10 protein-coding genes are annotated in these 13,750 nt (G+C 61.6%); 4 read left to right on the top strand and 6 right to left on the bottom strand.

Annotated features, from left to right (window positions below):
* From V1599_RS13645 to V1599_RS13635, 3 genes are all read left to right on the top strand, one after another.
* On the top strand, window positions 1-996 hold the full coding sequence (locus V1599_RS13645; RefSeq protein WP_395300238.1) for a DUF2891 domain-containing protein: 996 nt from the start codon (window positions 1-3) through the stop codon (window positions 994-996).
* Window positions 997-1,172: 176 nt separating this feature from the next.
* Entirely contained in the window at window positions 1,173-1,979 is an 807-nt protein-coding gene (locus tag V1599_RS13640; RefSeq protein WP_395300237.1) for a zinc-ribbon domain-containing protein, read from the top strand.
* Between the two features lie 3 nt (window positions 1,980-1,982).
* Window positions 1,983-3,098: a hypothetical protein gene (locus tag V1599_RS13635; protein ID WP_112010041.1), complete on the top strand. Its 1,116-nt coding sequence runs from the start codon at window positions 1,983-1,985 to the stop codon at window positions 3,096-3,098.
* Between the two features lie 6 nt (window positions 3,099-3,104).
* Here V1599_RS13635 and V1599_RS13630 read toward each other — a convergent pair whose 3' ends face one another.
* Entirely contained in the window at window positions 3,105-4,529 is a 1,425-nt protein-coding gene (locus V1599_RS13630; protein WP_395301581.1) for an MFS transporter, read from the bottom strand.
* A gap of 131 nt (window positions 4,530-4,660) precedes the next feature.
* Here V1599_RS13630 and V1599_RS13625 point away from each other — a divergent pair, with 131 nt between their 5' ends.
* A complete protein-coding gene (locus tag V1599_RS13625) occupies window positions 4,661-5,566 on the top strand; it encodes a LysR family transcriptional regulator (RefSeq protein ID WP_395301580.1) in 906 nt (301 codons plus the stop codon).
* A 37-nt stretch (window positions 5,567-5,603) separates the two neighbouring features.
* On the opposite strand, the gene iutA is transcribed toward V1599_RS13625, so the two are convergent.
* Genes iutA through iucA form a run of 5 tightly spaced genes read right to left on the bottom strand, consistent with a single transcriptional unit; the run spans window position 5,604 to window position 13,574 of the window.
* On the bottom strand, window positions 5,604-7,805 hold the full coding sequence (gene iutA / locus V1599_RS13620; RefSeq protein ID WP_395300236.1) for a ferric aerobactin receptor IutA: 2,202 nt from the start codon (window positions 7,803-7,805) through the stop codon (window positions 5,604-5,606).
* Window positions 7,806-7,830: 25 nt separating this feature from the next.
* Window positions 7,831-9,165, bottom strand: a complete 1,335-nt coding sequence (gene iucD / locus V1599_RS13615; protein ID WP_395300235.1) for an NADPH-dependent L-lysine N(6)-monooxygenase — start codon at window positions 9,163-9,165, stop codon at window positions 7,831-7,833.
* Between the two features lie 3 nt (window positions 9,166-9,168).
* Window positions 9,169-10,902: an aerobactin synthase IucC gene (gene iucC / locus V1599_RS13610; protein ID WP_395301579.1), complete on the bottom strand. Its 1,734-nt coding sequence runs from the start codon at window positions 10,900-10,902 to the stop codon at window positions 9,169-9,171.
* On the bottom strand, window positions 10,902-11,849 hold the full coding sequence (gene iucB / locus V1599_RS13605) for a N(6)-hydroxylysine O-acetyltransferase (protein ID WP_112010036.1): 948 nt from the start codon (window positions 11,847-11,849) through the stop codon (window positions 10,902-10,904). Before iucB ends, iucC begins: the two co-directional genes overlap by 1 nt.
* Window positions 11,850-13,574 carry an aerobactin synthase IucA gene (gene iucA, locus V1599_RS13600; protein ID WP_395300234.1) on the bottom strand — a complete coding sequence of 575 codons (1,725 nt, stop codon included), beginning with the start codon at window positions 13,572-13,574 and terminating at the stop codon, window positions 11,850-11,852.
* Between the last annotated feature and the right edge of the window lie 176 nt (window positions 13,575-13,750).

Here is a 13,750-nt window from a genome sequence, read left to right as displayed (position 1 = left end):
ATGCAATTAACCCCATCACAGGCTAACGACTTTGCCGGTATGCCCTTAGCGTATTTGCGCCAGGAATACCCGAACCACATTATGCACCTGCTCAACGACGACGGTGACGTTCTGCCGCCGCGCGCGCTGCACCCGATTTTCTACGGCTGCTTCGACTGGCACTCCGCGGTGCACGGCTACTGGCTGCTGCTGCGCTGCGTGCGGCTGTTCCCGGAGCTGCCGTGCCGGAACGCTATCGTCGCGCTGTTTGACGAGCACGTAACGGCCGAGAACGTGGCGACAGAGCTGGCCTATTTCAACGCGCCGTTTCGCGCCTCGTTCGAGCGCCCGTACGGCTACGGCTGGCTGCTGGCGCTGGCTCAGGAGCTGAAGCAGTCCGCGCTGCCGCAGGCGGCAGCCTGGTACGAGACGCTTTCGCCGCTCACCCAGGACATTCGCGCCAGGCTGATGGACTACCTCAGCAAGCTGACGTATCCCATTCGCGTCGGCACGCATTACAACACCGCGTTTGCGCTGGCTCTGGGGCTGGACTACGCCCGGGCGCTTGAGGACAGCGAGCTTGAGGAGGCCATTATCGGTGCGGCAAACCGCTTCTACCTGAACGACAGGCACTATCCCGCGCACTACGAGCCGGGCGGCGATGAGTACGTTTCGGGCGCGTTGACCGAGGCGCTGCTGATGAGCAAGGTGGCGGATAATTTCCCGCAGTGGTTCGATAATTTCCTGCCGGAGGTAGGGGCGATAGCCGCGCTGATGAACCCGGCGGAGGTCAGCGATCGCGCCGATCCGAAAATCGCCCACCTCGACGGGCTGAACCTCAGCCGCGCCTGGTGCATGAAGCATATCGCCGGTGCGCTGCCGGAAAACCATCCTGCTCAGGCCGCGCTGGCGGATGCCGCCGCGCGTCATCTTGCCGCCAGCGTGCCGCACGTGGTCGGCAGCCACTACAGCGGCGGCCACTGGCTGGCAAGCTTTGCGCTGTTGGCGCTGGAATAACGCAAATAAAACCCGCCGATAACGGCGGGTTTTATAGCAATATCATATATCTGCGCCGGATGCCCCTCAAAATTAGTCATTTTCTGATTGTCTGCTTGCTCAAATTCCTTTCTCCAGTAACATTTGCTCATAACTCTGCGCGCCTAAGGAAAATCTGGCGTCATTAAGGAAATCGAATGAGCGATATCAATATAAAAAATGACCACGAGCTGGTGAACCTGCTTCTCGGCGCCGACAAAGGCGACCTCGACCTGCTGATTGATTACATTACTGACAATGGTAAAGGCCGGGTTTCGCTTTCCGGCAGCGTGAATACGCTGTTGACCAGCGCAAAAGAGCAGAATGAGATTGACGCCGACACGCTTCGGATTTTGATCAGGGAATTACAGCTTTTCGGCGGCAACAGCTTTGTTAACCTCTTTCGCCGCAACGGCGTAGATTATGCCGAAATCGTTGACGACGTGCTTGGGCGGCTCAAAATCCCGGCACAGAAATCAGCGTCTCTTGAGCGAAAAGAGACTTTAATCATCAGCAAAGTCTTTGAAAACGCGTGGGAAGAGATGGATGATGCGCAGCGCAAAGCGATCCTTGACGACCTGGGGCTGAAATCCTCATCGGGACGAAACGCGCTTGAGATCATCTTACCGCGTATCGGCATGGGCGGCGTAGCGGCCTACCAGATTACCGCGCTGGTGGCGAGTTCCGTGGCAGCAATGGTTGCAGGTCGCGCTATCCCGCTACTGGCCGGTTTTGGCGCGGGGCGCGTGCTCGGCGTCCTCGCCGGACCGATCGGATTTGCGTTAACCGGGCTGTACAGCGCCTACGATCTGGCCAGTCCGGCGTTTCGCGTTACGCTGCCGTGCATTGTGCAAATCGCCTGGATCCGCATGAAGAGCCGCCAGGCGCGCTGCAAAAGCTGCAACGCGCATATCGATGAGAGCATTAAATTCTGTCCGCAATGCGGCACGCCTGTAGAGGGATAACCAATGAATCATGTACCGCAAAAGTGGGTTATCGGCGAAGACCCGCAGCACCCGGCAATCGCTATCTCAGAAATTGCCACCTCGGATATGCCGCAATTTGCAGTTATGGAAGAGGGCGACGTGAGCGGTATTTCCCGGCTCAATCCGCTGCTGCAGGCCATTCCCGCGGCGTTAACGTCGCAGCACGTCTCTCAGCATCATTTTATGGAGGTCATCATTGACGGGCCTCTCGCGAAAGCCAAAGACGGCGTGGGTTTTCGTGCCTTTAGCCTGGGAGATAACGGGAAGATTAAGGAACATGCGGTTCTGATGGACCCGGAAAAACTTGGCAATCTGGTGAATACCGGCCTGCTGCTGCAAACGGCTTCCGTACTGCTGGCGCAGAAGCATCTTGCCGACATCAATGAGAAATTACTTACGATTTCGGAAGACGTCAAAAAGGTCGCGAATTTTCAGACCGATGAACGCGCGTCGAAGATTTACGCCGCGATAAAGTATTTGCGGCAAACGGCCCCCGGCCTGCAAAACGGTGAATTATCTTCGGCGATTCGAAAGACGCTGGAAGATTTGGAGCTGGAGCTAATTGGCATTCAGACCCACCTGCTGAAGGAGATCGTGACCATCAGCCATGAGGTGCAAAATTGCGCGATTTCCACGTTTTTCAGCTCGGATAAAATCACCACCAAGCTTAAAGGGCTGCAGCAGGATCAGCAGAAACGCATCGTCGAATGGAAGATGGCGCTCTCGGCGCGCGCGTTTGCGTTGCAGATGGTTTCGCTGTTCTCTGGCGACGAAACCCTTCTGAAGGCACGAGAAAGCAGCATTCGGCAGGACGTGGATGAGTTCAAAAAAGTCCTCGAAGAGGTCGCGCACGTGCATCGGAACCGCATTGATGCGATCTCGCCGGTCACCGAGTCCAGTAATGCCACTCACGCCAATAAGGTAATGCTGAATAAATGGCTGTCCCTGCATCTTGCGCCGCAAAAGCAGCAGACCGAGGCCATCCATCTTGGCCTGGAACAGTTCTCCCAGCGTCTGGCTATCGAACAGGCGCAGCCGACGCGCCTGATTGTTGAAATGGCTGACGGGAAGCCGGTTAAGCTGTTCCACGCCGCCTGATGAATCTTATGCTGGCGCACGGTGCGCTTTGCGCAACCTGCTCACGCTGAACGCCACCGAGACCGCGGATGCCGCAACGGCGACCCACAGCGCGGCGTGGACGGCCCGTCCGTCCAGGCCCTGATGCGTTTCGCTCGCCATCACGGCGAGAATGACGCCCACCGCGGCGGCACCCAGGCACTGGCCGAAGGTGCGAACGATCGCCAGCACGCCCGACGCGTAGCTCGCATGCTCGCGCACGACGTTCGACAGCATCTCCCGGTTGTTAGGGCTCTGGAAGCAGCCAAACCCGATGCCGCACGCCAGGCTGCGCAGGCCGATATCCCACGCGGAGGGGCTGGCGGGCAGCGTCGCCAGCAGGATCAATCCCACCACGAAAATCCCTAAGCCCAGCGTTGAAATCAGCGGGGCGGAGAGGGTATCCGCCCAGCGTCCGGCGTGCGGCGCAATCAGCACGATGCCAATCGGCCACGGCGTAAACAGCAGCGCGGAAACAACCGGGCTGTAGCCGTACACGCTCTGGAACAGGAAGGGCAAGGCGACGAAGGTGATCCCCTGGCTGATAAACGAGGCCAGCGAGGTTAACGCCGCGAGGGTGAAGCGCCCGTTTTTAAACATGTCGGGCGGCAGCAGAGGATGGCGGGCGCGGCGGATCCGACGGGTAAAGGCCAGAGCGCCGGCAAGCGCTACGGCCATCCAGCCGACGAACTCAAGGCTCACCTGGCCTGTCGCGTGCTGCGCGCCGGTAAAGCAGTTCGCCGCCATAATCACCGATCCCAGCAGCACGGCCGAGAGCAGCGCCCCCGGTGCGTCGAACGCGGTGCTGGTGGAGACGTTCTGCCGCGGCAGCGCGTTGCCCGCCAGCACCAGCGCGATGCACCCCGGCACGATGTTAATGGCGAACAGCCACTGCCAGCTGAGCGCATGCAGGATCGTCCCGCCCAGCACCGGGGCTACCGCGGTGCTGAACGCGATGAGCAGGGCGTTCAGCCCGAGAACGCGCCCGAGCAGCCTGCCGGGAAAAACGGAGCGCAGTATCGCCGGGGCGATGCTTAGCGTCGCCGCGCCGCCGATCCCCTGCAGGATGCGCATGGCGATCAGCATTTCGGGCGTTGAGGAGAGCGCACACCCCAGCGACGACAGCGTAAAGAGGGTGAGGCCGGACAGGAAGATCCGGCGATAGCCGAAGCGGATCGACAGCGCAGCGAAAACCGCCAGCATCATGGCCGCCGACAGCAGATAGGCGTTTGAGAACCACACCGCGAGGTCTGCGGAAACCCGCAGCGCTTTTGCCATCGACGGCAGCGCGATGTTAATCATCGTGCCGTCAAAAACGCTCATCAGCGTGGTGGTCATCACCGCGGCCATGACCCGCGCGCGCTCGTGGCCCGGCAGCCCGTCGTCGCCGGGCCGGTCTGAAAAGAGCGTTATCTTCATGTTGATTCCTGTGGTAAGCGGGGTAATGAAAAAACTATAATCCCGAACCATAAGGGGCGGAAGACGCCTCGTTTACACTTTATAGTTGCATTAAACGCCTTATCTGACAGGCCAGAGGCTAAATGATGTCCGATCCTGATTTCAATCTGCTCGTCGCGCTCGACGTTTTGCTGGCCGAAGCGAGCGTTGCGGGCGCGGCGCGGCGGCTAAACCTCAGCACCTCGGCGATGAGCCGCACGCTGGGCAGGCTGCGCGAGGCCACCGGGGATGCCATTCTGGTGCGCGCCGGGCGCAACATGGTGCTCACGCCCTGGGCCGAGGCCACCCGCGAGCGCGCCAGAACCGCCGTGCTCGAGGCGAGGGCGGTGCTACAGCCGTCGACCGACGCGCTAAAGGTGGAAAGCCTTGAGCGGCTGTTCACCATCCGCGCCAACGAGGGGTTTGTGGTGGCGTTCGGCCCCGCGCTGATTGCCGCCGTTGCGGAGGCGGCGCCCAGCGTCTGCCTGCGCTTTGCGCCTAAGCCGGAAAAAACCTCACGCTACCTGCGCGAGGGGCTGGTCGATCTGGAAATTGGGATTCAGAGCAACATGGGGCCGGAAATTCGCGTGCAGCGGCTGTTTCAGGATCGCTTTATCGGCGCGGCGCGCAGGGGCCATCCGCTGGCGTCGCTTGAGGACGTTGGCGTGGAGGATTTTATCGCCTGGGGCCACGTGGTGGCCGCGCCCGACGGCACGCTGCACGGATTTGTGGACGATGCCCTGGCGGAGCTTGGCGTCAGGCGCAAGGTGGCGAGCGCGGTTCCCGGCTTTCCGACGGCGCTCTCCGTGACGATGGCCTCCGATCTGATCACCATCGTCCCGGCGCTCTATTTAGTGAATCAGCAGATGACGGATAACCTGTACCTGTTTGAGCTGCCGTTTAAAACCCGAAGGATCACGGTGTCGCAGATGTGGCACCCGAGAATGGAGAACGATCCCGGCCATCGCTGGCTGAGGGAGAAGGTGCGGGAAGTGTGCGGCGCGGTACGGTAAATGAGTCTGCCCGGCACGCGCCGGGCAGACGTGGCGCTTAGAACAGCACCGAGTAGTTCAGGCCAAAGGTGCGTCCGCGGCCCTTGTAGTTGTATAGCGACGACGGGCCGTAGCCCGGGCTGTAGTACAGCGGCGCGCGCTGGCCCCAGACGGTGGTGTAATCGCGGTCGAGGACGTTTTCCACGCTGAAGCTGAGCTTGCCGACCGGAAGCTCGTAGCTGCCGAGCAGATCCACGGTGGTGTAGCCGTCGATCTTATAGCCCTGCGCATCGCTCACGTCGAAGGAGGTGGTGCTTTGCACGCGCAGGCTCCACGGATCCGGCGCCCAGCCGATGTAGGCGGTCGCTTTCGACGGGCTCGCCACCTTCACGTCATACTTTTCCCAGCTGCCGTTCACCTTCGACTCGGTTTTCAGCACGTTGAAGTTCGCCCCGGTGCTCCAGTCGGTGTCCGGAATGAAGTAGTCCACCGCGCCTTCCACGCCGTAGATGCGGCGCTTGTCGTCCACCACGCTGATGGTCAAATCTTTATTGGCCACCACGCTTTTATCGGAAATGGAGTAGTAGGCCGCAATCTGGGTGCGCAGATTGTCTCCGGTGTAGCGCCAGCCCAGCTCGTAGGAGTTGACCTTCACGCCTTCCAGCGAACTGTCTGAGACGTTTACGCTGTTGTTCAGCGGCAGATGGCCATTCACCGCCGCGCCGTAGGTGCCGCGACCATAGTATTTACCCGGGTCCGGCAGCTCTACGCCCTGCGAGAAGTTAAACCACGTCTGCTGGCGTTCGGTCAGGTGAACCAGCAGGCCCGCGTTGAACAGGAAGTTGTCGTAATCGACAGTACCGCCGGGGATCGCGTCCGCTGAGGTTGCCTTACCGGCGGCAATCTGCTGCTGCTGCGCGTAGCCGATGAAATCGTCGATCTTGTTCTCGGTGTACTGATAGCGCACGCCGCCGCTGAGGGTAAAGATGTCGTTGATGTCATAGCTCGACTGCAGGAAGGCGGCCAGGTTGGTGATGTCGTAGGCCGGATAGCGCCCGGTGGTGTAAATCGACTGGTTGTTCAGGCCGCCGGAGGCGCTGGCCTTGTCCAGATCGAAGAACATCTGGTTTGAGGTAAAGCGCTCGTGATCCGCATCCAGACCGTAGGTCAGCTGCCAGCCGTCCAGCGGCGTGCTGTTCAGGGTCAGCTTCGCGCCGTACTGGTTGGTGTCCTGCTGCGATGACGAAAACGCGGTCGCCTGTTTGGCGGCGTTGACCGTCGGGAACGGGTAGAAGAGCAGGGACTCGTCGCGGTAATAGACCTGGCCGACCAGCTCCTGGCCGAGGAAATCGCTGTTGGAGTATTGCAGGCTCATCAGGTGACGCTCGGTGCCCGGAATACGGTCGGAGTTCAGCCCCTTGCTTACGTAAGGCTTGCTGGTGCCGCTGATGGCCGAGAAATCCTTCCCGAGGTTGAGCCCGTAATCGTCGTCGCCCTGGCTTTTATAGTACTGGGTGACCAGCTGAAGCTGCTGGGTTTCATCGATGTTCAGCGTGCCGGTGCCCATCACGTCCAGGCGGTCGGAATACTGCAGGCCGGTCTGGGTGTTGTCCAGCAGGGTGGCGTCGCCGTTGCCGTCGTACCAGCCGCCAAACTTCTGATACGCCACCGACGCGCGCCCTGAGATATGGTCGTTACCGCCGGAGACGGCGCTCGCCACGCGCTCGTCGTGGTCTTTGCTGCTGTTAAAGCCGCTCTTGATGCCCGTCTCAAACTCAACCTGGGTTTCCGGCTGGCCCTTTTTGGTGACGATGTTGATCAGGCCGCCGGTGCTGCCGCCGCCGTAAAGGGAAGTCGCGCCGGAGATCACCTCAACGTGATCGATGTTAAACGGATCGATGGAGTCCAGCTGGCGGCTGTCGGTGCGCGACGAGTTCAGGCGCACGCCGTCAACCAGCACAACCAGCGGGCGTCCGCGCACGTTCATGCCGTAGTTGGTGCGGCTCTGGCTGCTGACGTCAAGCCCCGGTATCAGCTGGGCCAGCGCGTCTTTAAACTCTTTGCCGCCCTGGATCTGCTGCTGCAGCTCGGCGTTTTCAATCACCCACGTGGTCTGCGCCATTTCCGCGACGGTGCGGTTGCTGCGGTTAGCCGATACCACGAGCGTTTCGTCATCGGCCTGCTGCGCCGCCGCGGGGGCCATCATGGCGAGCAGCAGCGGGTTCAGTGCCCAGAGCGTATGTTTTTTGCTTATCATCATTATTCCTTCAGACGGGCGGAAAAAATCAGCCCAAAGATGCCGTGTAGCGATGGTGTGAAGCAGCCTCAGGCTGCGGTTTTTCCCGGCTGCCGCTGCGCCACTGAATGAGCGATGGCGGCGTGCTGAGATCGAAGAGATCGCGCCCAACCGCGCGATTCAAAATACGGGCGGAGCGCCAGGCCATCAGGCTCAGCTGCGGCTCGGCTATGCCGTGCGTGTGCATGCTGGCGTTAACGGCGAAGATCTGGTTTTCCTGCGGGCCGTCCCACTCGACGGTGAAATCGTCCCGGACGTTGAAGCTGCACTCGTCGCGCAGGGGGATGCGCGGCATCAGCGGGGAGAGCATCTCCGGCAGCGCGGGGCGGTAGCCGGTGGCGAAAATCACCACGTCGCTGTCCAGCGCGTCGTAGCCGTTGTCCAGATGATGTTCCAGCAGCAGCCGCCAGCCCTGGCCGCGGCTTTCCAGCCCCGTGACCGAGCGGCTCGGCATCAGGCGCGCGTTGCGCGGAAGGCCCAGCACCTCAAAGCGGTGATACAGCTCGCGGTAGATGGTCAGCAGCGAGTCGGCGGTAATACCGTCGGAGGTCATTTTCTGCTCGTTGAGCATCGCGCCGCGCGCCGCATCATTCAGGCCGACAAAGCCGGTGACGTACTCCGGGGTGAAATATTCATTGGCAAACGCCGCTTCATCCAGCGCGTTGAAGTTATTGCGGCGCGACACCCAGCTAATTTCGGCGACATCGCCCCATTCACCGCGCAGCGCGTTGAGGAACAGGTCCGCGCCGCTTTGCCCGCCGCCGACCACGGTGACGCGCTTGCCGCTCAGGTTCGGCTGGCGCAGGCTCATCTCGCTGGCGTGGAAGCAGGTTGGCGACACGGTTTTCACGCACGGCGGCAGGTGCGGCTGCTTGCCGATGCCCAGGCAGATATGGCGGGCGAAGGTCTCCCCCTGGCCGGTCTGCACGGCGAACAGCCGACGCTTATCGTCGAAATCAATGCGCTCAACCGTGTTGTTGAAGCGCAGATTTTGCATCCCTTCCGCGGCCCAGCGCAGGTAGTCGGAAAACTCGTCGCGTGAGACGGTGCGCAGCTCGGTGGTCAAAAAGCGATAGAACTTTTTGCGCTTCACGAGATAGTTCACAAAGCTGAACGGGCTGGTCGGCGCCACGGCGGTGACCAGATCCTTCAGGAACATGGTCTGCATGTGGCAGTCCGGCACCAGCATGCCGGGGTGCCAGGCAAAGTGGGTGCGTCCGTCAAAGAAGCGGGTGCTGAAGCCTTCGGCTTCGTGGGCCAGCGCCGCGATGCTCAGGTTAAACGGGCCGATGCCGACGCCAATAAAATCTACGGTGTTTGTCATGATTTAGTCCCTGGTTACCAGCCACAGCGGATTTTGCAGATCCTCGAGATAATTCGGCAGCATGCGGCTGCCGCCGTCCTGGTCAGGCCAGGTCAGCTTTACGGGGTTCAGCACAACGCGGATGATTTGTGGTTTGAAGAGCGTGAAGAGGGCAAAGCGCGCCGACATGTCGGGATGCGCCTGCATGTAATCACTCAACACGGCCGCCAGCAGTTGATAAAAGCGTCTCTCCGGTACGCCAAGGCGCGCCATGAGCGGCGAAACAAAGCGCAGCACCGTCACGAAGTGGCCGGTCTGCAAATCATGAATCAGGTAGTCGGCGCTCAGGCGGGCGGTAACGTCCCGCACTTCCTGAGGCAGGGAGTCCATCTCCGGAAACTCATCCTTCACCAGCCGCATGTCGCCCTGAAAATCCTTCAGCAGGACGCGCTGCGGCACGCCGTCCTTCATGGCGAGGGTAATATTTTGCCCGTGGGCGATCAGCGCCACGCCGTAGCGGCACAGCAGGTGGTAGAGCGGCACCACCACCACGCGGAACAGGTGGGAAAGCCAGGCTTCCGCCTCCATGCCCGACCGGGCGATATAGGCGCCAATCAGCGGGTTGCCGCGCTCGTCGCACTCCATCAGCGTCGCCATCAGAATTGGGTTTTCATCCGGCTCCAGCCAGCGGCACGGGTTTTCACGCCAGATCACACCGAGCATTTCCTGATAGCGATAGGGCGCCTGCGCGAGCGCGCCGTAGCCCGCGTGGGAGACATAGCCCGCCGCCGGTTCGCCGAGGATCGCCGCGCCGGTTTGTACCAGCGTCTTATCGGTGGCGAAGATCTGCTGCAGCCAGCGGGAGGCCAGCGGCCCGGCGGCGATGTATTTGCCGGGAATGCCGCGATAGCAGGAGGTGTTGTAGATCGTCAGGGGCAGTTTGATATCCAGCCCGCCCTGGCGGCTGGCGTTGGTCAGGGTGCGAAGCGACTGCTGGGCGAGCCAGCGGTCGCCAAATTCACCCAGCGATACCATGCGGCCTTCGGCCAGATCGGCAACGAAATCAAGGGCGATTTTTTGCTGCCACTGCCACGGATGCACCGGGAGCGGCAGCCAGCCGTCGTCGAGCCCGCGATCCTGCCAGGCCTGAGTAAAGCGGGTCAGCTCCTGCGGGTCCATGGCCGCCGCCAGCAGCTGCTGGACGTCCAGCTCGCTGTCGCAGCGCCAGACCATGTGGTCGCGCTTCACCGCCAGCCAGTGCAGCTGGAAGGTGTTGCCGTACTCTGGGGCGTAGCGCGCCAGCGCCTCCTGGCCCCAGCCGCGGCGGCCCTTGTTAAAGGCGAATTTCGGATGACCGCTCAGCAGGCACTGCAGGCGGTCCGCGTCCAGGGCGATCAGATCGTCCGCGCTCATTCCGCGGCGGGCGTTTCGCAGCTGAAGATCGCCCAGCAGGGTGGCGTAGAGATCCTGCATATGTTCAGCGACGGTGGCGTCGCTCATGGAAAGCACCGGCTTAAGCTGCATCAGCAGCGTTTGCGCCGCTACGGTTTCATCCGCGCAGCGCAGCGTGTCGGGGTCGATCCACAGCCAGCCCCAGATGCCGCGCTCGGCGCTAAAGTGCCACTCCGCGCCCGGCAGGTTAATGCAGTAGCGGCCCTCGCCGAGAGATTCGGCCTTAAAGACCTGCTCGTATTCCAGCTCGGCCAGCATTTTCGCCACAAGCTGGCGGTTTACCGTTTCCCAGTCCGTGCGGTTCATCACAGGCCAACCTCCGTAAAGAAGGCGTGGCGATCCGCCATCACCAGGCGCGAGCGCTTGTGCGGGAAGTCGAACTCCTTCACCGTGCGGTAGCCCGCGGGCTCCAGGTGGCGGAACAGGCGCTGGTTGTCGGCGCGCGGCTCCAGCACCGTGCGCTGGGTGCGCGGCTCGTCGAGCAGCAGGTAGTGCGTAAGCCCGCGCAGCCAGCTTTGGACGTAGTGCGCGCCGCGCCAGGCCTGCTCGCCAACCAGCAGGTGCAGGCCGCGATCGTAGGGCTGCCAGGCGTAGTGGCGGCCAATGCGGTCTTCTGCCGCCCAGTAAATTTCAAAGTAACTAAACGGCTGGTCGTCAAAACAGCCGATCAGCGGAAACGCGTGCTGTCCCGTCAGCTGACGCTCCAGATACGCGGTCTGTACCTCCAGCGAGCCGCTTTGCTCCCAGAAATATTCCACGCGCGGATCGTTCATCCAGCGGGTGAAGCGCTCGGCGTCCTGCGCCGGGTCCGCCACGCGGAAGCTCAGCGTTTTGCGCACGCGCGGGTCGTAGCGGCGGTAAACCTCGCCCTGCGGGCGCGCCGGGCGGCGGGGGAAATAGATCTCGCGCTCGGCGTCGTAAACCCTCTCCCCGGATGCCCGATTCGCCGGTGCGCTGAGCCAGAGCGGCAGCTGCATAAAGGCGTCGCGGTGGATAACGTCGCTGTCGATCGTGTCGAAAATCGCCTGCGCCTGCGGCTCCTCGCGCCATTCGGCGTAGGGGAGGACGAGGGCCGCGATCTGCGGCGCGGCGATGAAAATCTGGTCCAGCGCATCGCGCAGCCAGCCTTCCGGCAGCGGGCCCGGCCAGCGCAGCACGGCGCTGTTGTCCATGCCCCAGCCGAGATTCAGGTTTACGTCGAGTTTTTCACAGCGCAGGCCGTGCCCGCCGTGAACGATAGTTGCCTTAGACATTCAGCACTCCTGCGCCAGCAGCGGGTTGGCGAAATCGAAATAGATCACCGACGGGTCGATGATGGTGTTTTCGTTACGATCGTTCAGGTAACAGAAGAAGTTGCCCTTCACGTTCCAGACCGGGCTTTCAAGCACGTAGTCGAGGCAGGCCGTGTGGGTGACCTTCTCGCGCACCGCGCAAAGCTGCGCGCGCACGCGTGACATCAGGCTCGCCTCGTCGTCGAGCCCGGCGGCGCCCAGCGCGGCGGTAACGGCAAAGGTCGAGTTCACCAGCAGGTAGTAAGGGAAGTAGCGCAGCAGCTGCTCGCGGGTGAAGATGTTTTCCGCCTGCGCTTCGCCGATGACGTCCAGCCAGCCCGCGGCGTGCGGCATGTAGGCGCTGCCCTGACAGTCGCGATAGATCAGCCCGACGGGCAGATCCTGCTGCATCTGCACCAGAATGTTTTGCTGATGCGCCAGCAGCACGAGGCCGTAATCCGCTTCGGCGGTGAACAGCGGCTTCAGCACCTGCTGACAGTAGGCGTCGACCCACGCGTGGGCCGCCTGCTGCGCCGTAATGCCGAGGCGCGCGCTCAGGCGTTTTACCGCGGCAACGAGCAGGGAATCGCCGCCGTCCGGCGCGGCCTGCGTCAGGGAAACCAGCACGTTGGTCTGGCTTTGCGTCCGATCGACCAGCAGGTTTTCGCGCAGGGCAAACAGGCTTTCGGCCATGATGTTGCCGTCGAGATCGCGCAGACCGGCCCAGCCGTCCTCCTGCATCACCTGGAAGGTGGGGAAGCGGGTCTGGAGATCCTGCCAGCGCCCGGTTTTCGCGAGGTTCGCCAGGCGCATGCCGCGCTTCACCTCTTTCACCGACAGCGTGCGCACGGAGTTGGTCAGGCGCACGCTGAGGGAAAACTTGATCATGTCGCGGCTGGTAGCGCAGTACAGCGAGCGGGAAGAGGTGGTCGGCAGCCAGAATGTGCCGGCCTCGCCCAGATCTTTCAGCAGGTTTTTCTCCACGAGCTGCTGGCACCACGGCTGTTCGAGCAGATACGCGGCCTGCCACGGATGCAGCGGAAAAAGCCACTGGCTATCGGTCAATTCACGCAGCAGCTGCGGGGCGTTCTCGGCGGCGAACCGCGTCAGGCGCTGCTGCACATTCAGGTTGAGGCTCTCGCCGGCAATCTGCGCCTTGTCCACGGCGAACCAGCGCAGCGGAAAGCGCGGCGCGAAGTCCGGCAGGTAGCGTTCGGCCTCCTGCTGGGTAAACGGCTCGTGCGATTTCGGTGCCGGGTGAAACGCGTGGCCGACCAGCAATGCCTGCTCCGCCTCGGCAAAGTTCAGGGGGCGATCGCGCAGGGCGGCCCAGTCGTGACGGGCGTCAATGGCCTGCTGCGTGTGCGCGTGGCTCTGCGTGACGCGCTGGTAAAACGCATCGCGATGGGACGCGGGCAGCGACAGCTGATGCTGAAGCTTGTTGATGATAAGTCGGGAGAAATCGGTGAAATGCTGTGGCTGACTGCCAGATTCGCTGACCAGCCTGGCGGGGAAGGCGAAGCGGTGGTGCTGCGTCGGTGAGAAATAGTCCACCGTGAAGTGAAGCGCCCGCCCGTCGTCAAGCGGAATGACAAGCTCGGCCGGATGGCCTTCGGTTAATCGCCAGTCGCTTGTTTCACGGATAAGAGAGTTCAGGAAGCACTGCGCGGCCACGTCCCAGGCCGGAATAGTCTTTGGCAAAGTCATAATCAAACAGATTCCACGTGTTGTGATAATGCGAATTTTGCCGATAACGTTTCTCATTATCAATAGCAATTGTTAATATAGATAAAATTAATTTTACAAATAAACATAATATATCCATGGATTTGCAACATTGTGACGACATTTGAGATCTCGGAAACCCCGCAAAAACCGCTGTC

Origin of the sequence: Enterobacter sp. ECC-175 (assembly GCF_043968675.1) — a bacterium.
In the GTDB taxonomy this organism is placed as follows: domain Bacteria; phylum Pseudomonadota; class Gammaproteobacteria; order Enterobacterales; family Enterobacteriaceae; genus Enterobacter.
Note: the sequence above shows the minus strand (reverse complement) of the source record. Positions and strands in the feature narration are given on the sequence as shown.

What these genes read in the sequence shown, in the direction of transcription:
- V1599_RS13645 (WP_395300238.1), top strand. Translation starts at nt 1, where the DNA reads ATGCAATTAACCCCATCACAGGCTAACGACTTTGCCGGTATGCCCTTA.
- V1599_RS13640 (WP_395300237.1), top strand. Translation starts at nt 1,173, where the DNA reads ATGAGCGATATCAATATAAAAAATGACCACGAGCTGGTGAACCTGCTT.
- V1599_RS13635 (WP_112010041.1), top strand. Translation starts at nt 1,983, where the DNA reads ATGAATCATGTACCGCAAAAGTGGGTTATCGGCGAAGACCCGCAGCAC.
- V1599_RS13625 (WP_395301580.1), top strand. Translation starts at nt 4,661, where the DNA reads ATGTCCGATCCTGATTTCAATCTGCTCGTCGCGCTCGACGTTTTGCTG.
- iutA (WP_395300236.1), bottom strand. Translation starts at nt 7,805, where the DNA reads ATGATGATAAGCAAAAAACATACGCTCTGGGCACTGAACCCGCTGCTG.
- iucD (WP_395300235.1), bottom strand. Translation starts at nt 9,165, where the DNA reads ATGACAAACACCGTAGATTTTATTGGCGTCGGCATCGGCCCGTTTAAC.
- iucC (WP_395301579.1), bottom strand. Translation starts at nt 10,902, where the DNA reads ATGAACCGCACGGACTGGGAAACGGTAAACCGCCAGCTTGTGGCGAAA.
- iucB (WP_112010036.1), bottom strand. Translation starts at nt 11,849, where the DNA reads ATGTCTAAGGCAACTATCGTTCACGGCGGGCACGGCCTGCGCTGTGAA.
- iucA (WP_395300234.1), bottom strand. Translation starts at nt 13,574, where the DNA reads ATGACTTTGCCAAAGACTATTCCGGCCTGGGACGTGGCCGCGCAGTGC.